Genomic DNA, 19,461 nt, shown 5'->3' with positions numbered 1-19,461 from the left:
TTGAGCCTCCATGTTTAAGCGTGTTGGTGTAGACAAAATTGTGGTGCTTGGTTATCTGATTTACGCATCCATACTTTCTCGTGGAAGTAGTAAGCCACTGTGTTCAAGCTTGGCTCTAGCATCGCCATAATACCGCCGACAAACGCATCACCTGTTAGTAAGTAAACCACGCTAAACGCAACACTGAAGTGGATAGTGGCAAAGCTTGCGGTTTTTAATTTGGTCATCCACTGACGAGCTTTAAGCGCTGGGACTTTTGCCCATGCCTTTTCATGAAAGTAGAAAGCGACGGTGTTCACTGAAGGCTCAATCATGGCAATTAAACTACCAATTAGAATGTCGCCAGTAAGCACGTAAGCGACACTAAACGCGATAGTAAAATGGAGTGCTGCAAAGGTTAGTGTCTTTTTCATGATAATTACTCAATCGTTGTGTTGTTTCGATGGGTCTATTATTGAGAATTATTATCATTAAATCTAATGGGCAGTTAAGATTAGTTTGATAGGTAAAAACTATTAAATAGGAGGGGAAGTAGGAGAGAAGAGCGAATATCTTTGAAAGCTTTCCTAGCGATAAAATGCAAAAAGGGTTGATGCTTTCACACCAACCCTTTGATTCTTTTACTCTAGCCTTTAGCGATTAAAGTGCAGCGATCGTTGTCTTCTGCTCTTCTAGCTTAGCTAGCGTCTCTTTGTAGCCTTCAAGTTTCTCACGCTCTTTAGCAACAACTGCTTCAGGAGCTTTCGCTACGAAGCCTTCGTTACCTAGTTTGCCTTCGATACGCTTGATTTCGCCGTGAGTTTTCTTGATTTCGCCATCTAGACGAGCAAGCTCAGCGTCTTTGTCGATCAGACCCGCCATTGGGATCATCAGCTCAGACTTAGCAACCAATGCTGTTGCACACGCTGGCGTTTCTTCGTCAGCAGCAAGTACGCGTACAGATTCTAGTTTCGCTAGAGACATCAGTACTTGTTTATTTGCTTCTAGACGCGCTGCGTCTTCTGCGTTTGCAGCTTTCAGCATAACGTCAAGCGGCTTACCTGGGTTGATGTCGTATTCAGCACGTAGGTTACGGATGCTGGTAATGAACGCTTTCACCCATTCAATATCGTCTAGCGCTTCTTGGTTGAAGTTTGCTTCGTCGAATTGAGGCAGTGCTTGAAGCATGATTGTCTCGCCTTCTACACCTTCAACTAGTGGCTTGATGCTTTGCCAGATAGTTTCAGTGATGTAAGGAATCACTGGGTGAGCTAGACGTAGAGTCTTCTCAAGAACCGTGATTAGTGTGCGGCGAGTACCACGCTGTTGCGCTTCAGTACCTTTCCATAGAACTGGTTTAGTTAGCTCTAGGTACCAGTCACAGAATTGGTTCCAGATGAATTCGTAAAGCGTGTTAGACGCCATATCTAGACGGAAGTTGTCGATATGGTTGTTGAACGCTTTCGCTGCAAGTTCAAACTGAGACTCGATCCACTTGTCCGCTAGTGAGTATTCAATCTCACCACCGTTGAAGCCACAATCTTGCTCTTCTGTGTTCATCATTACGTAACGGCTTGCGTTCCATAGTTTGTTACAGAAGTTACGGTAACCCTCAAGACGCTTCATATCCCAGTTGATATCGCGACCTGTTGATGCCATTGCTGCAAGAGTGAAACGTAGTGCGTCTGTACCGTATGCTTCGATACCGTTTTCAAACGTCTTACGAGTGTTCTTCTCGATCTTCTTCGCTAGCTGAGGCTGCATCATGTTGCCACAACGCTTCTCTACTAGAGATTCTAGGTCGATACCATCGATCATGTCGATTGGGTCAAGTACGTTACCTTTCGACTTAGACATCTTGTCGCCGTTTTCGTCACGGATTAGACCAGTAACGTAAACTGTCTTAAATGGTACTTGTGGTTTGCCGTTTTCGTCTTTCACGAAGTGCATGGTCATCATGATCATGCGCGCAACCCAGAAGAAGATGATGTCGAAACCAGTTACTAGTACGTCTGAAGGGTGGAATACTTTCAGATCGTCAGTTTGCTCAGGCCAACCTTGAGTACCGAACGTCCATAGTGCAGAAGAGAACCATGTATCCAGTACGTCTTCGTCTTGGTGAAGTTCAATGACTGACTCTAGGTTGTTGTTCTTACGAACTTCTTCTTCGTCACGACCTACGTAAACGTTGCCTTGGTTGTCGTACCAAGCTGGGATGCGGTGACCCCACCATAGCTGACGAGAGATACACCAGTCTTGAACGTCACGCATCCAAGAGAAGTACATGTTTTCGTATTGCTTAGGAACGAATTGGATGTCGCCGTTTTCTACTGCTTCAACCGCTGTTTTCGCTAGAGGCGCAGTACGTACGTACCATTGGTCAGTTAGCATTGGTTCGATAACCACGCCGCCACGGTCGCCGTAAGGAACTTGTAGATCGTGATCTTTCACTTCTTCAAGTAGACCTAGCTCGTCGAATTCAGCAACGATAGCTTTACGAGCAGCAAAACGTTCCATACCGTGGTACTTAGCTGGTAGCTCAGTGCTGTAAGCGTCGCTTGCTTCGCCGTTGGTGTTGAATACTTCAGAAGCGTCACGGATGTTCGCGTCGAAAGTCAGAATGTTGATCATTGGTAGCTGGTGGCGCTTACCAACTTCGTAGTCGTTGAAGTCGTGCGCAGGTGTGATTTTCACACAGCCAGTACCTTTTTCCATATCTGCGTGCTCATCGCCCACGATTGGGATGCGACGATCAACGATAGGAAGGATGATTTCTTTACCGATAAGATCTTTGTAACGTGGATCTTCCGGGTTAACTGCAACACCAGTATCGCCTAGCATGGTCTCTGGACGAGTCGTTGCAACAACGATGTAGTCTTTGCCATCTGCTGTTTTAACGCCATCTGCTAGTGGGTAGCGGAAGTGCCACATGTTGCCTTTAGTGTCTTTGTTCTCTACTTCTAGATCTGAAATCGCTGTGTGTAGCTTTGGATCCCAGTTAACTAGACGCTTACCGCGGTAGATTAGATCGTCTTCGTATAGACGTACGAACACTTCTTGAACAGCGTTAGATAGACCATCGTCCATCGTAAAGCGCTCACGATCCCAGTCTACAGATGCGCCAAGACGACGAAGCTGCTTAGTGATAGTGCCGCCAGATTCGCCTTTCCATTCCCAGATTTTGTCGATGAAAGCTTCACGACCGTAATCGTGTTTTGTTTTGCCTTCTTCTGCAGCGATCTTACGCTCAACAACCATCTGAGTTGCGATACCTGCGTGGTCCGTACCTACTTGCCAAAGAGTGTTTTTACCCTTCATGCGCTCACAACGGATAAGCGTATCCATGATCGTATCTTGGAACGCGTGGCCCATGTGTAGGCTACCAGTGACGTTCGGTGGCGGGATCATGATGCTGTATGATTCTTTAGTAGTGTCACCGTGTGGCTTAAAGTAGCCTTTCTCTTCCCAAGTCTGATACAGAGCTTGTTCGATTGAAGTTGGGTTGTATGTCTTTTCCATAGCGCTCTTTTAATGGATACGTTGATGGTTGAATCTAAGTCAATCTTTATAAGTGAACTCTCTGAGTGGAGAGCTTAACTATAAGGATTGACCGTTAAGGATATTGAATTTCGATCGTTTGCAGTTGATAACCTGCCTGACGGTAAATTTTATACCTTTCTCTTGCGAGCTGTTTAGCTTTTTCTTCGCAAGGCACGAAGTCTACCACTTGAGCAAACTTGTTCGCAAAGGTTGTCTCATTTTCCGCCAAATTAATTACCAGCTGACGGTTCCAATTAGGTTTTACACCTTCATGGCCGATTTCAATATTGGTGGCGTATTTCGGTCCTTCGCCTACAAGATTATGTGCCATGAACTTGTCTGCATCAATTTGCCAAAAGGCTTCGGCGAGCTGCTCGGCGTGCGGTTTGTCTTGGCAGTTCAGATACACTTTTGCGCCTTGGCGAGCAAAGTGCTGAGCCAAAAACACGATGTATTCTTCAAAGCCAGTCACCGTTGCTTGTGGGCTCTCTTCGTTAATGATGTAGAAGGTTGCAGTTTGCATCATTCTCTCGCTTGCCGTTGGTCTCTTCCTAAGACCATCTTAAATCCGATTTTCAATCAAGAAAATCGAGGTAATAAAAAAGGGCCTTGCGGCCCTTTTAGATGTTGTTCAGAAATTACTCTTCTGTCTCTTGGCCGCTGCGGTTCAAAAGGAATTGGACAAGCATTGAGACAGGACGGCCCGTTGAGCCTTTCGCTGCGCCTGATTTCCACGCAGTACCTGCGATATCGACGTGTGCCCAGTTGTACTTTTTAGCAAACTTAGACAGGAAGCAACCCGCAGTGATAGTACCAGCAGGACGACCACCGATGTTTGCCATATCAGCAAACGGGCTCTTCAATTGCTCGTGGTACTCGTCTGCCATTGGTAGACGCCATGCACGGTCACTTGCTTGCTCAGAAGCGTTTACTAGCTCATGAGAAAGTGGGTTGTGGTTAGAGATTACGCCGCTAATATGGTGACCTAGAGCGATAACACAAGCACCAGTTAGCGTTGCAACGTCTACTACACAGTCTGGTTCGAAACGCTCTACGTAAGTCAGTGCATCACAAAGAACAAGACGACCTTCCGCATCCGTGTTTAGAACTTCTACGGTTTGACCTGACATGGTTGTTAGGATATCACCTGGACGGTAAGCGTTGCTGCCTGGCATGTTTTCACAGCCTGCTAGAACACCAATAACGTTGATTGGTAGGTTTAGCTTCGCTAGCGCTTTCATTGTACCGAATACAGACGCAGCACCACACATGTCGTACTTCATCTCATCCATACCTTCACCAGGTTTTAGAGAGATACCGCCTGAATCGAACGTTAGACCTTTGCCGACTAGTACGATAGGTTTTGCTTCTGATTCTGGGTTACCTTTGTATTCGATAATCGACATCATTGATTCGTTCTTCGAACCACGACCTACTGCTAGGTAAGATGTCATGCCCAGTTTTTCCATCTCTTGCTCACCAATGATCTTGGTGGTTACTGTTTCGTAATCGTCAGCAAGGCGACGTGCTTGAGAAGCGAGGTACGCTGGGTTTGCGATGTTTGGTGGCATGTTGCCAAGATCTTTTGATGCTTTCACACCAGATGCGATAGCTAGACCGTGAGTGATTGCTTTCTCACCTAGGTTTAGTTCACGACGCGTTGGTACGTTGAATACTAGCTTACGCAGTGGACGACGAGTTTCTGGCTTAACGCTCTTAAACTGATCGAATGTGTAAAGACCATCTTTAGTCGCTTCTACTGCCTGGCGAACTTTCCAGTAAGTATCACGACCCTTAACGTGTAGTTCAGTTAGGAAACATACTGCTTCCATAGAACCTGTTTCGTTAAGTGTGCTGATCGTCTTTTGAATGATTTCCTTGTACTGGCGCTCGCCTAGCTCACGTTCTTTACCACAACCTACGAGTAGAACGCGCTCTGACAAAACACCTGGTACTTGATGCAGTAGCAGCATCTGACCAGGTTTACCCTCTAGATCACCACGACGAAGTAGTGAACTGATGTAACCGTCACTGATTTTATCAAGTTGCTCGGCTACTGGAGAAAGGCGACGTGGTTCAAACACACCAACAACGATACATGCGCTACGTTGTTTCTCTGGACTGCCACTTTTAACACTGAACTCCATGCGTACTCCTACATCCTGAAGACAAATTGCTCTAAATGTTAGATAATGATCGCTTACTTGTTGAATTTAAGCTCAGGTCTTACCAACAGAGCTGATTTAAGCGCTAACATCTAGTTTATAATTTTTAAAAAAATAAATGGTTCAACGGGAAACTATAGTGATTCGACCAAAAAAACAAGTTTTGTATAGGTAATTTCAGCGTGATTATTGTTAGATATTTGATCCGCGAAACACTCAAGAGCCAATTTGCGATTTTCTTCGTGCTTTTTTTGGTGTTTGTGAGCCAGAAGTTTATCAGTGTTCTTGCTGATGCTTCGGACGGGGATATTCCTGCTGGGTTAATTTTCTCAGTTGTTGGTTTAAACATGCCAGCAATGGGGCTATTAATGCTGCCATTAAGTTTGTACATCGGCATATTGATCACATTTGGTCGTTTATATGCGGAAAGTGAAATCGTGGTGATGAACGCGACGGGTATCGGGAATAAGTTCCTGGTACAAGCTGCGTTGTACTTGGCGATCATCACATCGGGTGTGGCAGCGTTCAATGCATTATGGCTATCGCCTTGGTCACAAGACCGTGTTGAGCAACTTTATGAGCAAGTCGCGGCAGAAAACAGTGTCGACTTATTGAAGAAAGGTCAGTTCCAAGGCACGCCAGATGGTTCTTCGGTTGTCTTTATTGATGACATCAAAGACAGCACGTTAAGTAATGTGTTTGTAGCACAGATGCGTCCGCGTGATTCCATCTTACCAAGCGTGATGTTTTCCTCTTCTGGTGAAGTAAAAGAACTGTCGGATGGGCGTCAGATCATCACTATGCATGAAGGTACGCGCTATGAAGGTGTGCCGACTCGTGTTGAATACATGGTTACTAAGTTTGATCAGTACGAAGGTTTGATTGGTCAGCGTGAAGTGAAGCAAAAAGGTCGCGATTGGGAAGCGTACCCAACGGCAGACTTGATTGGTCACCCAGATCCTGAAGCGCAGGCTGAGCTGCAATGGCGTATCTCGTTGTTCGTATGTATTCCACTATTAACGATGCTGGTTATTCCTTTGTCGGCAGTGAACCCGCGCCAGGGACGCTTTGCTAAAATGGGACCGGCTATCTTGATTTACTTGGCGTACTTCCTTGCGATTAGTGCAACGAAATCCGCGCTAGAAGATGGTGCTATTCCTGCTGCTATTGGTATGTGGCCAATTAATGCCATGTTATTGATTGTCGCTATCTTGGCTAACATGATGGACAGTGTTCCAGCTCGACGAATTAAAGACAAATTCCGCAAGAAGAGGCTCGCGTAAGCTGTGTTCAAACTCTTAGACCTTTACATCGGTAGAACGATTATCTCTACCACAGCCTTGGTTCTGGCGACTTTCGTCGGCTTGTCGGGCATCATCAAGTACGTAGAACAGTTGCGTAAAGTTGGTCGTGGTGCTTACGACCTAATGCACGCGCTTTACTTTGTTTTGCTGAGTATTCCTCGCGATATCGAAATGTTCTTCCCAATGGCGGCGCTGCTGGGAGCCTTGATTGGTTTGGGCATGCTTGCTTCAAGTTCTGAACTTGTGGTTATGCAAGCCGCGGGTTTCTCTAAGTTGGATATCGGCTTATCAGTACTTAAAACCGCAGTACCTTTAATGCTTATCGTTATGACGCTCGGTCAATGGGGCGCACCAGAGGCGCAAAAGATGGCGCGTGACCTACGTGCATTTGCTCTATCTGGCGGTAGTATTGTGTCGGTGCGGGCTGGGGTATGGGCTCGTGATGCCAACGACTTCATCTTTATCGGTAAAGTGGAGGATGACAAACTCTACGGCTTGAACATGTGGCGTTTCGATGAAGATAAGAACTTAGACAAAGTTATCTTCGCAGAAGAAGTCGACTACCAACAAGATAACAATTGGTTGATGCGTTATGTCCAAATCACCGATATGGAAAATGAAAACGTCATTACCAAGCGCGATTTAGAGCAGATGGAGTGGCACACCTCATTAGCACCGGACAAACTCGCCGTTGTGACGGTGAAGCCAGAGGAGCTTTCTTTAAGTGGCTTATATGACTATGTGACCTATTTGAAAGCCTCGGAACAAGATGCTTCGCGTTATGAACTCGCATTTTGGCGCAAGCTATCTCAACCACTCTCTATTGCGGTGATGATGTTGATGGCGCTGTCGTTTGTTTTCGGTCCATTGCGTAGTGTCACCATGGGTGCAAGGGTGCTCTCAGGGGTAGTTGCAGGTTTTACCTTCTACATATCCAGTGAGTTCTTTGGACCTCTGACCTTGGTATATGGCATTCCGCCAGTGTTCGGCGCATTAGCCCCTAGCTTAGTGTTCCTAGCAATTGCGGTATCCTTGCTAAGAAGAAAGCTGTAGGTTTTCAAAAGCGATAAACATAAAAAAGGAAGGCACTGTGCCTTCCTTTTTCTATTCTGCTTGCGCGGTTTCGCTATTTTGCTTTCGGCAAGACAACGACTTCGGTTTTTGCCCAAATGTCGTGGAAGCCACGTTTTTGTGGGTCGATTGGCACAGTCAAGTTAGCCAAACCAAAGCCCGACGTACCTAAACGAATTAAAGCCTGAGTAACTGTAATTGGCGCACCATCCTTACTGTTACGAATTTGCATTTTCCAAGCTCGCATGCCCAGTGTTTGTCCTGCGCGGGTCCAGAAGAATACAAAGAAGTAGATCCACACCACAGCCAGGTACAGCGTGAACAATGGGCTTAGAACTGGATGCTTTCCTAGCATATCTGCTGCATCCACATATTCCCCATAACTCAGCAAGCCTGCCGCATTAAGCGCAAAAACAATCGCCATTACTATGCCTGCTGCCATCATCTCAATCGCTAGGATGATCAGCGTGTCGTAAAACAATGCTGCGAGTCGACGGAAAAAGCCCGCTGGTGGAAGAGTTGTAGAAGTCGTCATAATTCCATCACTTACCTTTAAAATTGTGCGTCAGAATATAGATTCCATTAGCTTGTGAAAAGAGAGCTAACGCACAGAGTCTTCAATTGTGGGCAAATCACAAGTTTGAATACGACTCTATCGCTAATCAACTATCCAACAAAGTAACCGAGTTCAAACTTCCTATCATGCAATCTGTGAAAGCATCAAACATGGGTTACTTTGCTTAGAACACAAGATTACGAATGACGTGATAGAGGTACAAGATGATCGTAATTACAGGCGCGAGCAGTGGCTTAGGTGCGCAGTTAGCTAAGTTGTATGATGCTCAAGGCGAAGAAACACTGTTAACTGGTCGCAGCGAAAAGAAGTTAAATACGCTTGCCCAACACCTCTCGAGTAAAGCTCAGGTAAGAAGTTGCGATCTTATCGACGCATCTCAAGTCGATAAGTTGTTTGATGAGTTGCCTCAAGTGCCTTCAACTCTGATTCATTGTGCGGGAAGTGGTTATTTTGGTTTGTTAGCTGAGCAAGACCCACAAGAGATTCAAAAGCTGATTGAAAACAATCTCACTTCAGCAATTCATGTCTTAAGAGAGTTGGTAAAGCGTTATCAAGATCGGTCGGTAAATGTTGTGATGGTGATGTCGACAGCGGCACAACAGCCTAAGGCACAAGAATCGACCTACTGTGCGGTGAAGTGGGCTGTCAAAGGTTTGATTGAATCCGTTCGTATGGAATTAAAAGGCAAACCAATGAAAATTATCGCAGTGTATCCTGGAGGTATGGCGACTGAGTTTTGGGAGACGAGTGGCAAGTCTTTAGACACCAGTAGTTTTATGAGCGCAGGTGATGCAGCGCGGATGATTCATGGTGCGCTATCTAATATCGGTAATGGTTACGTTTCGGATATTACCGTTAACCGTTTATAGGACTGAATGGTGGTATTACAACAAAGCAAAACGGCAGACTGAGCTAAGATGAGATCTTCTTTGTCACACTTTGTGGCGAAATTATCAGCAAACGATAGTTATTTAAGGTTTTTCTGCTTGCGCAGGTCAAAAGCTTACGTATAATGCCAACCATCAAAGGGCAATAGCCCAGAGATGCCGGTGTGGTGAAATTGGTATACACGACGGATTCAAAATCCGTTGCCTTCGGGCGTGGCGGTTCAAGTCCGCCCACCGGTACCATATTCCAAGACAGAGCCTCGACGAAAGTCGGGGCTTTGTTGTATCTGAGGTTTGTGAATTCTAATCCAGCATGATGATCAAGGTGGTAGTTAGCGGGATTATGTCCCTAAAAACTGACGCATTTCAGGCTAACAAAAAGCCTCGACACTATCGAGGCTTGGTTATTTGTTGGAATCTTATTACGCGGGATTAAAGAGGAGCGGCTCGATAGTCGACGTTAATTGGTCCATTTAACTTGGCATCAATTTGGCTATTGTGCGCTGCTATCGTTAGATTGACCTCAAGATGCAGCGAGCTTTTATCCGGATCTAATGGCTCTTCGTTTAAACCAATCATCATTTTAAGTTGCATGTCCAATTGGGCATGAAGTTCCATTGTGCCATCTTCTTTATTGTACAAATTGAACGTGGATGTTGGGTCGCCTATTGGCGTGATGCCTTTTTCATTCATTAAAGAGATAAGGACGCTTGCAAACAACTCTTGGTTAGCAAAGTAGCTTACGCCTGTCGGCATTTTACTGATGTCATCTAATGTTGAATCTTCATTGCGACTGATTTGTGCACCATCAACTAGATAAGTTGCACGATCAAAGTCTTTCTCAAACTGCTCACTGCGTTTTTCATCCACTTTTGCGGCTATTTCTTTGAGTGCATTGGTGACGGCTGTGGGGTTAGTCAGCGTGACATATTGTTTGGTTTGCGCAGCAACAGGCTCTTGAGTAAGCCCACAATCGTCAAGATTTAAGTGGTTGTCATTGGCTTGCATCGTCAAAAAAGCAGAAGCAAACTCAGGATCTGATGCTGAAATCTCACCAGCACCAATACCCTGTCCATAGTAACTAACCCAATCATTTAAACGTTGCGATGCTTTGTCACTACCATGTGCGCGTTTATCTAACTCTGTAATTAGTGCATCAAGCAGTGTTTCAGTTCGACACAGTTTAGTCAGTGTTAACAACTGCTCTTCATGTGGAATATCGGCTTGCTCTAGGTCATCCATTACTTGCATTTTGAATCCTGGAGAGTTGAGCAATTGGACCAGTTCTTTGCTGGTTGGATGATTAAGAATAGAGTTGAGTAAATCGCTGGCTTGAGTCTGAGATAAGCCTTGCGTTAATTCAGACACGATACGTTGCTGGTAACCACTCTTGTCGTCAGCGCCAAGCTTTTGCTTATCGACATCAGCTAAGTCAAATTGCGCGCGTAGCATGATCTTTTGCGCACAATTATCGAGGTTGTGAAGTACTTGATAATGATCTTTCTGATTGAATGCATCCGCTACTTGGTTGAAGTCTTCTTGAATACCTTGTGGAAGACGATGTATGTCATCAACAACGGTTTGGGCGATCTCAGCAATTTCTCGTTGAGTCAATTGATGATGTTGTTTGTCGCATGCCTCGTGAAGCAAACCTTCAAATTGTTTTCCTGCTGCATTATTTGGAGCCAACCATTGCCCGTGGTCGTTGTTAGCAAGTAATTTTTGAGCGCCATTTGGAGAGGCAATAAAATCATGAACGGCTTGGGCATTGAAAGCGGTCATGGCCTTGCTGATGGCATTCGCCTCACCAACAATGGTCTGGATGACTTTTCCGTTTAACGGCTTACTACCGGAGGTAATATCTAACTTAGAAGCTAGATGTGAGGTGATATCACTTCCGTACTCTTTCTGTAATGAGTTGAGAAAGAGCCCCATGGTTTGAAGGTTAAGATTGGATTGAGTTTGAGTGTGCTTTGCAAAAGGAGAAAGCGTTTTGCCTTCAAAACGACCACTTTTTAAAGTGACCTCTCCTTGATTGTTTTGATTGGCAACCACAGTGTTATTTTTAGCAACACTAAGAAACTGTTGTAGTTGTATAGCCATATCGGTATCTCTATAAATTCTTGAGGAAAATTAAACGCAGATAGCAGTATTGAGCATGCTATTTTTAGGGGGCGAGTCCTCTTGGGTACTCTCTAGCAAATGACGGCATTTCTCTGTTTGACTGATGAAACACGACAGTGCGCTTTCTAGGTCAAACACAGTACAAAGACCAGCATCCACGCTGTATGTCAAAACGATACTCGCTGTGTGAGTTTCAAGGCTTAGAGACATATTGAGTTCTTTATATAAGGCTTTATTGAACTGCATTAAGCTTGATAATTGTTTTATGCCTTGTTGGGAACTTAATGGTCCTACTAGCGATGTCAGGATCAGCCGTTCACGTTTAGGGTCCAACTCGATGTCTAGTAAAAGAGTTTCATCAACCATCAAAGTACAATGCCCGTCTTCGTTGGGTTGGAGTGTGTCGATGCCTAGGTCTGTAACTAATTCTTGAAATAATTGCTCAATTAATGTGCTCACGTCAGCAGTCTCAATGGTTTATTTAGTTGATGGCAATGTATAAGAGCTGTGTCGGGAAATCTGTCAATGACGGTTGTGATGTTTTAGGTTACTAAGAGGATTAAATAGTTAATGACATGAAATTTAAATGATTATTATCATGGTTTTTAAGCTTCTAAATAGCGAGGTTGATAATAAATTCCTTGTTTTTAATTTAATGTTTTAATTGAATAAATATGAAAATTGTAAATATATACTTAGCTTTGTCTTTTCCTGTCTAATTCCTATTTTTATGTAATTACTCCTTTGTTTTATATTGAAAGTGAGATCTTGTTCATACTCAATGCAACCGGTTGCGCTTTTTTGTGTTGGTTATTTTTGCTACAGTTTTTGTAGTTCGAAATTTACACAATGGGAGCAAGGCTATGAAAAAGATCCTCTTATGCTGCAGTGCTGGAATGTCGACCAGTATGCTAGTGAAGAAAATGGAGCAAGCTGCTGAAAAGCAAGGGCTTGAGTGTAAGATTGATGCACTGTCAGTTAATGCGTTTGATGAGGCAATTAAAGAGTACGATGTCTGTCTGTTAGGTCCGCAAGTGCGATTTCAGTTAGAGGAGTTGCGCAAAACAGCACAGGAACATGGTAAGAATATTGATGCAATCTCTCCACAAGCCTACGGGATGATGAAAGGAGAAGAAGTACTCCAGCAAGCTTTAGAACTTATTAACTAATTCAATAATTTTAAATAGAAATAAGAGTTGCCACTAAATATCAATATTTGGTGTGGGATTCTTTTGTCTGAAAATAAGGATGGATTCTATGAAGCTCTATGATGCGATTATAGGAATAGTCGAAAAACATATAGCCCCAATTGCAGCGAAAGTAGGTAATCAGCCTCATGTCAGAGCAATGAGAGACGGATTTATTGTGGCAATGCCGTTTATTATTGTTGGTAGTTTTATCTTAATTTTTGCTTTCCCACCATTTGCTGAAGACACGACGTTTGCACTAGGACGAATTTGGTTGGATTTTGCGACCACGCATTTCGATACCATTATGATGCCCTTCAATATGTCGATGGGCATCATGACCATATTTGTCTCGCTTGGCGTCGCCTATAGTTTGGCGAAAGCGTACAAGATGGACGGTATCACCAGCGCCGTATTGTCTTTGATGTGTTTTTTGCTGGTAGCTGCACCTGCAAAAGACGGAGCGCTTGCTATGAAACATATGGGGGGGACCGGGATCTTTACAGCGGTAATGTGCGCCTTCTTTGCTGTTGAGCTATACCGCTTCATGAAAAAACACAACATTACTATCCGCATGCCAGAACAAGTACCACCTGCGATTGCTCGCTCTTTCGAAGTTCTTCTTCCGGTACTGGCTGTATTTCTAACACTGTACCCATTAAGTATCTTTGTTCAAACCCAATATGACATGTTGATCCCTGATGCAGTGATGGCGATGTTTAAGCCATTGATCAGTGCTTCCAACACCTTACCAGCAATTATCGGTGCATTGCTTGTGTGTCAGCTACTTTGGTTTGCTGGTATTCATGGTGCCGCAATTGTGGTTGGTTTATTGTCTCCAATCTTCCTAACTAACATCAGTGCCAACATTGATGCGTTTGTCGCGGGTCAACCAATTCCAAACGTATTCACTCAACCATTCTGGGATTTCTACATCTTTATTGGTGGTTCGGGCGCAACGCTTGCCCTTGTTATGTTGATGTCATTTAGCCGCTCTGCTCACCTAAAGAGTATTGGTCGCATGAGTGCGGTACCTGGTTTTTTCCAAATTAATGAACCTGTGATTTTTGGTAGCCCAGTCGTAATGAACCCAATTCTATTCATTCCATTTGTGTTTGCACCAATCGTCAACGCAACCATTGCTTACTTTGCAGTACAACTCGGCTTTGTTGGTATGGGGGTTGCGACCACGCCATGGACGACTCCGGCGTTAATTGGTGCCTCATGGGGGAGCGGTTGGACATTCTCACCTGTGCTGTTGGTGATTGGGCTTCTGATTCTTGATCTCTTCATTTATCTGCCGTTCTTCAAGATGTTTGAAAAGCAGGTTATGGAACAAGAGTTACCTATGAGCAAAGAAAGTAAAGACGCTGAACAGCCATCAGGCGAGGGCGTGACAGCTTAATCATGATTTGGCTGTCGCTTGGCAGCCTTCATTTCCGGAGAGAAGAAATGGAACAAGAACTAGTCGTAATGGAAATTATCTGTAATGCAGGTGAAGCCAGGAGTTTGAGCTACGAAGCGTTGCGTCTATCGAGAGAGAAAGATTTTACCGCCGCAGAGGAAAAGCTTTCTCAAGCAAAAGAGTGCATTAACAAAGCGCATCTGATTCAAACCCAATTGATTGAAGAAGATCAGGGGGAGGGCAAAGTGCCAATGACTCTTGTTATGGTACACGCACAAGACCACTTAATGACAACCATCTTAGCGCAAGAAATGGCAGTGGAAATCGTTGCGTTGAACAAGCAGTTAGCAGCGAGATAAGGACGGTACGATGCCAAGAAATGCAATCAAACTCGCCATTATAGGTGGTGGAAGCAGTTATACCCCAGAGCTTGTTGAGGGGGTAATTAAGCGTTTGGAGTTCTTGCCTGTAAAACAGATGCACTTTGTCGATATTGAATCAGGTGCGGAGAAATTAGAGATCATCAAAGGCTTGGCACAACGGATGATTGATAAAGCAGGAGCTGACATTGAAATCAAAGCCGGCTTTGATCGTCGTGAAGCGATAAAAGATGCAGATTTTGTAATGACTCAATTTCGCGTTGGCGGACTAACGGCACGAGCGAATGATGAGCGAATTCCAATCAAGTATGACGTTATCGGTCAGGAAACCACGGGTCCCGGAGGTTTTGCAAAAGCGCTGCGCACTATTCCTGTCATTCTCGATATCTGTAAGGACATTGAAGAACTTTCTCCACACGCGTGGATGTTGAACTTTACTAACCCTGCAGGTTTGGTATCAGAAGCGGTCAGTAAATACTCCAACGTAAAAAGTATAGGTTTGTGCAACGTTCCTGTATCTATGGAGATGATGATTGCCGAAATGATGGATTGCGAGCCAAAAGAGCTTCAGCTTGAGTTTGCTGGTTTAAACCATCTTGTTTGGGTGCTCAAGGCTTGGTTGAAAGGAGAAGACATTACGCAAACCGTTCTGGAAAAAGTTGGGGATGGTGCTAACTTCAGCATGAAAAATATATGGGAAGAGCCGTGGGATTCTGCATTTCTTAAAGCGCTTGGAGCCATACCTTGTCCGTATCATCGTTATTTCTATCAAACAGATGCGATGCTAGCGGAAGAAAAGCAGAGTGCAGGAGAGCAAGGGACACGTGCTGAGCAGGTGATGGAAACAGAAAGCGCATTATTTAAGCTTTACCAAGATCCTAATTTAGACCACAAGCCAAAGGAATTGGAAGAGCGAGGAGGTGCTTACTATTCTGACGCGTCGTTGAATCTCGTGGATGCAATTTACAACAATCGTAACAGTATTCATGTAGTGAACGTGCTAAACAATGGTGCTATCAATGGCTTACCGGATAGCGCGGTGATTGAATGCAGTGCAGTGATCGGCAGTTGGGGAGCGAAGCCGCTGGCAGTTGGTGAGCTGTCTAGCAATATCAAAGGACTACTTCATCAGGTCAAAGCTTATGAACAACTCGCTATTGAAGCAGCAGTGGAAGGAAGCTATGAAAAAGCGTTAATGGCGTTAACCAATAATCCACTTGTTCCTGATATCGGACGGGCTAAGTCCATTTTGGATGAGATATTAGAAGTAAACGCCGCGTATCTGCCTCAATTCAAATTGACGACTTTGTAAAGTAAGGAACCGCACCAATGAAAGTGATCTTTAACGCAGATGATTTCGGTTTAACTCCGGGTGTGAACAAGGGAATTATCAAAGCCCATCAACAGGGTGTGGTTCAGTCTACAACAATGATGGTGGGAATGGATGCTGAGCGGCACGCGCTTGATTTAGCAAAGCAGAACCCAAATTTGAACGTTGGTGTGCACCTTCGTTTTACTACCGGTATTCCTTTAACGGGACATCCAAATCTTACTCGTGGTCAAACTCAGTTTGTTAGTTACGATGAGCTATGGAAGATACAAGATTTCGAAGAAGAGGTGATCTATCAAGAAGCGGTGGCCCAGGTGGAAGCATTTCTTAAATTGGGTCTACCACTAAGTCATTTAGATAGTCACCACCATGCGCATACACATCCACAGCTGCTTCCGGTGATTCGAAAGGTTGCTCAGAAATACAAAGTACCTTTGCGTGGTAGCGGTTTGTGCCACATAGAGAACAGTGTGAAGTATTACTTTACTGCTGAGTTCTATGATCAAGGGGTTAGTTTGGAAGGCATTATGAAGCATTTATTGAGTTTGAAAGCTCAATATGACGTAGTTGAAGTGATGTGTCACCCGGCGGAAGCGGACCAACCTCTATTGTCGAAAAGTAGCTACGCCCAACAAAGAGAGGTGGAACTTCAAGTCCTGACTTCTCCCGTTTTTAAACAAGAACTTGCTCAGCATGGTATGGCAATCACGGATTACTCTGCTCTCGTTTCTTCAAGTGGAGTCGCCAGTGTATGATTAAGGCTGTCAGCATCGCCCCCTATACACCTTACGATTTGCTGGCAGCCACTTTTCGCTAAGTCATGATTAACAAAACAGGAAGTTGGATTAAGCAGCATTATGGCAAGGATTAAAGATGTAGCCGAACTCGCAGGAGTAAATCGCTCAACGGTTTCTCGTATCATTAATGGAGAAGGGAAGTTCCGAGAAGAAACGAGAAAGAAAGTCGAAGCTGCGATGGCAGAGCTCAACTATCGCCCTAGTGCAATCGCGCGTTCACTCGCGACCTCTTCTAGTAATATGGTTGGCCTTTTGGTGACGTACTACACGGGTGGGTTCTTTGGTGAAATGATGGAACAAGTGCAGACTGAGTTGGATATGCACAAGAAGTTCCTCATCACGGCACAAGGACATCATTCAGCGGAAGGGGAGCGAGAGGCAATTCAGCGTTTTAATGATTTGCGCTGTGATGGTTATGTGCTCCATAGTCGTTATCTTTCTGATGATGATTTGAGAGAACTTGCCAAACTACCAACACCATTTGTACTGCTCGATCGGTATGTCGAGGGCATTGAAGAACGCTGTGTGACCTTTAACCATCATCACGCGAGCCGAATTGCTGTTGAGCATTTAATCGCTGGTGGCCATCAAAAAATAGTTTGCATCGCTGGTCCCTCTCAACGCCAAAACAGTTTGTTGAGAAAGCGAGGTTATATTGATGCAGTGAAAACGGCGGGTATAGACATCGATGAGAGTTGGTGTGAAGAAGGCAACTACGGTCGTCAAAGTGGGTACGATGCAATGGCTGCTCTTTATAGAAGGCATCCCGATTTGACCGCAGTGTTCTCATGCAGTGAAGAAATGACCGTGGGTGCCATGCAGTTTCTTCATGAGCATCGTATCTCCGTACCGAAGCAAATCTCATTGGTGAGCTTCGACAGTGTGGATTTGTGTGAAAGTTTGTACCCAACTGTGTCAGCGGTACATTTCCCGATCAGTGATATGGCCAGAGTAGCGGTGCAAACGTTGATAGGCTTAATAAAAGAGCAACCATTGATGACTCAACCCGAATTTGAAGCGCAATTAAAGCTGCGCAAAGCCGACCGAATAATTACTTAGTTTCCCTTTCTTATCGACCTGGTTAGTGCAACTTTGTTGACGACATGCACAGAGGTGCTTGATACATCCTCCTTATTGATGAATTCATTTACAAAATTGACTACTATTATAGGCTTATCAGGAAAACCGAATCAGTAGTGGAAAAGTGGCAGCAATTAAACTTACAGTGGATCGTATTCAGCCCGGGTTACATATCCGTCTTCCGCTAAAGTGGAATGATCACCCATTCCTACTCAATAGCTTCAAAATCAAAGACCAAGAACAAGTTGAGATGATTCGTCATCTTGGTGTGAAGTTCGTTTATTTCAATCCCGAGCAAAGCGATGCGTCTCCTTTACCTGCAAATCAACCTCAGGTCGAAGTAACGCAAGACAATACATTAGATCTTGAAGCGCAAAAGCTTTGGAAAGAAAAGCAAAAACGCATAGAAAAGTTAAGCGCGTATCGACGCCGTGTCATTCAATGTGAAAAAGAGTTTGAGCGTTCACTTGCGAGAATGCGTTCAGTGATGACCAAAATTCGCAACCGCCCTGTCGATGCAGTAGGGGAGGCACAACAACTGATCGATGACATCGTTGATAAGTTAATGTGTGATGACAATGTGACACTGCACTTAATGAACGGTAAAAACGAGTTTGAAGATATCTACTTCCACTCCCTTAATGTTGCGGTAATCGCGATGATGATTGGACGTGCGAAGGGGTATTCAGCAGAGCAACTTAAAGCGCTTTCTTTTGCTGCTTTGTTCCATGATATGGGCAAAATCAAAATTCCAACCGCTATATTAAGGAAGCAAGTTCCACTCACTGAACCAGAAAGCAATTATCTAAAGCTACATACTAAGTATGGCTTGGATATGGCTAATCAAATTGAAGACTTTCCTGACAGTGCAAAAACAGTGATAGCGCAACATCATGAATTGCGTGATGGCTCTGGCTATCCTGAAGGTTTGAAGGGAGATGAGATTGATGAACTCGCTCAAGTGATTATCGTTGCGAATGCTTTTGATAATTTATGTCACACCTCGATTGCTGCTGAACAAAAAATTCCATATACGGCGCTTTCCCACCTCTATAAGAATTGCAAACACTTATATAAAGAAGAGAACCTCAACATCCTTATTAAGTTTATGGGGGTGTTCCCACCGGGAACAGTGGTTCAGCTCTCCAATAATATGGTGGGATTGGTTATCTCTGTTAATGCGTCCCACTTACTATTTCCAAATGTACTGGTCTATGACCCAGCAGTTCCAAGAACTCAAGCGCCAATCATTGACCTTGCATCAAAGGACATAAAGATAGTTAATGCGATTCATCCGTCTAAATTGCCGGAGAAAATCAAAGAATACCTTAATCCACGTTCACGCATTTCTTATTTCTTCGATAGTGATGAGTAGTTATCCACAGCTTTTTGTGGGTAAATTGTAGAAATCCTGAGTGTTATTTCTGGGTAATTTTAAGGTTGGATGGAAAGTATCCATTTGGCATGTTTTTTTAGAAAAAATGCATTTTTAGTATTGCCAAAGAAAATCTTCTCCCTATAATGCGCATCCATCGACACGGCAGACGCCACAAGGCTTCAGCAGGGTCGGAGAGGTAAAAAGCTTCTACGAAAAATTAGTTGAAAAAAGTGTTTGACACTCTCAATTATCTCGCT

The 19,461-nt window shown here is 44.2% G+C and carries 17 protein-coding genes and 1 tRNA gene; 11 read left to right on the top strand and 7 right to left on the bottom strand.

Features of this window, described 5'->3' with window-relative positions:
* Positions 1–14: 14 nt before the first annotated feature.
* The 4 genes from VHA02S_RS10805 to pepA all read right to left on the bottom strand — a co-directional run bounded on the left by VHA02S_RS10805 (position 15) and on the right by pepA (position 5,666).
* On the bottom strand, positions 15–413 hold the full coding sequence (locus VHA02S_RS10805; RefSeq protein ID WP_005432839.1) for a DUF2061 domain-containing protein: 399 nt from the start codon (positions 411–413) through the stop codon (positions 15–17).
* A gap of 226 nt (positions 414–639) precedes the next feature.
* Positions 640–3,498, bottom strand: coding sequence for a valine--tRNA ligase (locus VHA02S_RS10800; RefSeq protein WP_005432830.1), 2,859 nt, complete (start codon positions 3,496–3,498; stop codon positions 640–642).
* Between the two features lie 94 nt (positions 3,499–3,592).
* Positions 3,593–4,042 (bottom strand): DNA polymerase III subunit chi, encoded by a 450-nt coding sequence (locus tag VHA02S_RS10795; protein WP_009703970.1) that lies wholly within the window; start codon positions 4,040–4,042, stop codon positions 3,593–3,595.
* 115 nt (positions 4,043–4,157) lie between these two features.
* Positions 4,158–5,666: a leucyl aminopeptidase gene (gene pepA, locus VHA02S_RS10790; RefSeq protein ID WP_005432840.1), complete on the bottom strand. Its 1,509-nt coding sequence runs from the start codon at positions 5,664–5,666 to the stop codon at positions 4,158–4,160.
* A 200-nt stretch (positions 5,667–5,866) separates the two neighbouring features.
* Between pepA and lptF the strand changes: the two genes are divergently transcribed.
* Together lptF and lptG are read left to right on the top strand one after the other, a co-directional pair.
* Entirely contained in the window at positions 5,867–6,967 is a 1,101-nt protein-coding gene (gene lptF / locus VHA02S_RS10785; RefSeq protein WP_005448809.1) for an LPS export ABC transporter permease LptF, read from the top strand.
* A 3-nt stretch (positions 6,968–6,970) separates the two neighbouring features.
* Positions 6,971–8,041, top strand: a complete 1,071-nt coding sequence (gene lptG / locus VHA02S_RS10780; protein ID WP_005441983.1) for an LPS export ABC transporter permease LptG — start codon at positions 6,971–6,973, stop codon at positions 8,039–8,041.
* Between the two features lie 73 nt (positions 8,042–8,114).
* On the opposite strand, the gene VHA02S_RS10775 is transcribed toward lptG, so the two are convergent.
* Positions 8,115–8,594: an RDD family protein gene (locus VHA02S_RS10775; RefSeq protein ID WP_038898332.1), complete on the bottom strand. Its 480-nt coding sequence runs from the start codon at positions 8,592–8,594 to the stop codon at positions 8,115–8,117.
* 245 nt (positions 8,595–8,839) lie between these two features.
* On the opposite strand from VHA02S_RS10775, the gene VHA02S_RS10770 reads away from it, so the two are divergent.
* Entirely contained in the window at positions 8,840–9,505 is a 666-nt protein-coding gene (locus VHA02S_RS10770; RefSeq protein ID WP_038898333.1) for an SDR family NAD(P)-dependent oxidoreductase, read from the top strand.
* A 176-nt stretch (positions 9,506–9,681) separates the two neighbouring features.
* A tRNA-Leu gene (locus VHA02S_RS10765) sits at positions 9,682–9,766 on the top strand.
* A gap of 189 nt (positions 9,767–9,955) precedes the next feature.
* On the opposite strand, the gene VHA02S_RS10760 is transcribed toward VHA02S_RS10765, so the two are convergent.
* Positions 9,956–11,626 carry a hypothetical protein gene (locus VHA02S_RS10760; protein ID WP_038898335.1) on the bottom strand — a complete coding sequence of 557 codons (1,671 nt, stop codon included), beginning with the start codon at positions 11,624–11,626 and terminating at the stop codon, positions 9,956–9,958.
* A gap of 30 nt (positions 11,627–11,656) precedes the next feature.
* Entirely contained in the window at positions 11,657–12,106 is a 450-nt protein-coding gene (locus tag VHA02S_RS10755) for a type III secretion system chaperone (protein WP_005448805.1), read from the bottom strand.
* 404 nt (positions 12,107–12,510) lie between these two features.
* Here VHA02S_RS10755 and VHA02S_RS10750 point away from each other — a divergent pair, with 404 nt between their 5' ends.
* The 7 genes from VHA02S_RS10750 to VHA02S_RS10720 all read left to right on the top strand — a co-directional run bounded on the left by VHA02S_RS10750 (position 12,511) and on the right by VHA02S_RS10720 (position 19,201).
* Positions 12,511–12,816 (top strand): PTS sugar transporter subunit IIB, encoded by a 306-nt coding sequence (locus VHA02S_RS10750; RefSeq protein ID WP_005448803.1) that lies wholly within the window; start codon positions 12,511–12,513, stop codon positions 12,814–12,816.
* A gap of 88 nt (positions 12,817–12,904) precedes the next feature.
* Positions 12,905–14,239, top strand: a complete 1,335-nt coding sequence (locus tag VHA02S_RS10745; RefSeq protein WP_009698793.1) for a PTS sugar transporter subunit IIC — start codon at positions 12,905–12,907, stop codon at positions 14,237–14,239.
* 47 nt (positions 14,240–14,286) lie between these two features.
* Positions 14,287–14,598, top strand: a complete 312-nt coding sequence (locus tag VHA02S_RS10740) for a PTS lactose/cellobiose transporter subunit IIA (protein ID WP_005448800.1) — start codon at positions 14,287–14,289, stop codon at positions 14,596–14,598.
* 10 nt (positions 14,599–14,608) lie between these two features.
* On the top strand, positions 14,609–15,931 hold the full coding sequence (locus VHA02S_RS10735) for a 6-phospho-beta-glucosidase (protein WP_038898336.1): 1,323 nt from the start codon (positions 14,609–14,611) through the stop codon (positions 15,929–15,931).
* A gap of 17 nt (positions 15,932–15,948) precedes the next feature.
* The gene (gene chbG, locus VHA02S_RS10730; RefSeq protein WP_038898337.1) at positions 15,949–16,704 is read left to right on the top strand and encodes a chitin disaccharide deacetylase; all 756 of its coding nucleotides are present in this window, start codon (positions 15,949–15,951) and stop codon (positions 16,702–16,704) included.
* Between the two features lie 102 nt (positions 16,705–16,806).
* A complete protein-coding gene (locus VHA02S_RS10725) occupies positions 16,807–17,805 on the top strand; it encodes a LacI family DNA-binding transcriptional regulator (RefSeq protein ID WP_009698790.1) in 999 nt (332 codons plus the stop codon).
* Between the two features lie 145 nt (positions 17,806–17,950).
* Positions 17,951–19,201: a cyclic di-GMP phosphodiesterase gene (locus tag VHA02S_RS10720; protein ID WP_009698789.1), complete on the top strand. Its 1,251-nt coding sequence runs from the start codon at positions 17,951–17,953 to the stop codon at positions 19,199–19,201.
* The last annotated feature ends 260 nt before the right edge of the window (positions 19,202–19,461 follow it).

The organism is Vibrio harveyi NBRC 15634 = ATCC 14126 = KCTC 12724 (assembly GCF_001591145.1).
Classification (GTDB): domain Bacteria; phylum Pseudomonadota; class Gammaproteobacteria; order Enterobacterales; family Vibrionaceae; genus Vibrio; species Vibrio harveyi.
This window is presented reverse-complemented; position numbering and strand designations above follow the sequence as displayed.

Bases quoted from the DNA above. Each gene is read 5' to 3' on its own strand.
- VHA02S_RS10805 (WP_005432839.1), bottom strand. From the start codon at position 413: ATGAAAAAGACACTAACCTTTGCAGCACTCCATTTTACTATCGCGTTT.
- VHA02S_RS10800 (WP_005432830.1), bottom strand. From the start codon at position 3,498: ATGGAAAAGACATACAACCCAACTTCAATCGAACAAGCTCTGTATCAG.
- VHA02S_RS10795 (WP_009703970.1), bottom strand. From the start codon at position 4,042: ATGCAAACTGCAACCTTCTACATCATTAACGAAGAGAGCCCACAAGCA.
- pepA (WP_005432840.1), bottom strand. From the start codon at position 5,666: ATGGAGTTCAGTGTTAAAAGTGGCAGTCCAGAGAAACAACGTAGCGCA.
- VHA02S_RS10775 (WP_038898332.1), bottom strand. From the start codon at position 8,594: ATGACGACTTCTACAACTCTTCCACCAGCGGGCTTTTTCCGTCGACTC.
- VHA02S_RS10770 (WP_038898333.1), top strand. From the start codon at position 8,840: ATGATCGTAATTACAGGCGCGAGCAGTGGCTTAGGTGCGCAGTTAGCT.
- VHA02S_RS10760 (WP_038898335.1), bottom strand. From the start codon at position 11,626: ATGGCTATACAACTACAACAGTTTCTTAGTGTTGCTAAAAATAACACT.
- VHA02S_RS10750 (WP_005448803.1), top strand. From the start codon at position 12,511: ATGAAAAAGATCCTCTTATGCTGCAGTGCTGGAATGTCGACCAGTATG.
- VHA02S_RS10745 (WP_009698793.1), top strand. From the start codon at position 12,905: ATGAAGCTCTATGATGCGATTATAGGAATAGTCGAAAAACATATAGCC.
- VHA02S_RS10740 (WP_005448800.1), top strand. From the start codon at position 14,287: ATGGAACAAGAACTAGTCGTAATGGAAATTATCTGTAATGCAGGTGAA.
- VHA02S_RS10735 (WP_038898336.1), top strand. From the start codon at position 14,609: ATGCCAAGAAATGCAATCAAACTCGCCATTATAGGTGGTGGAAGCAGT.
- chbG (WP_038898337.1), top strand. From the start codon at position 15,949: ATGAAAGTGATCTTTAACGCAGATGATTTCGGTTTAACTCCGGGTGTG.
- VHA02S_RS10725 (WP_009698790.1), top strand. From the start codon at position 16,807: ATGGCAAGGATTAAAGATGTAGCCGAACTCGCAGGAGTAAATCGCTCA.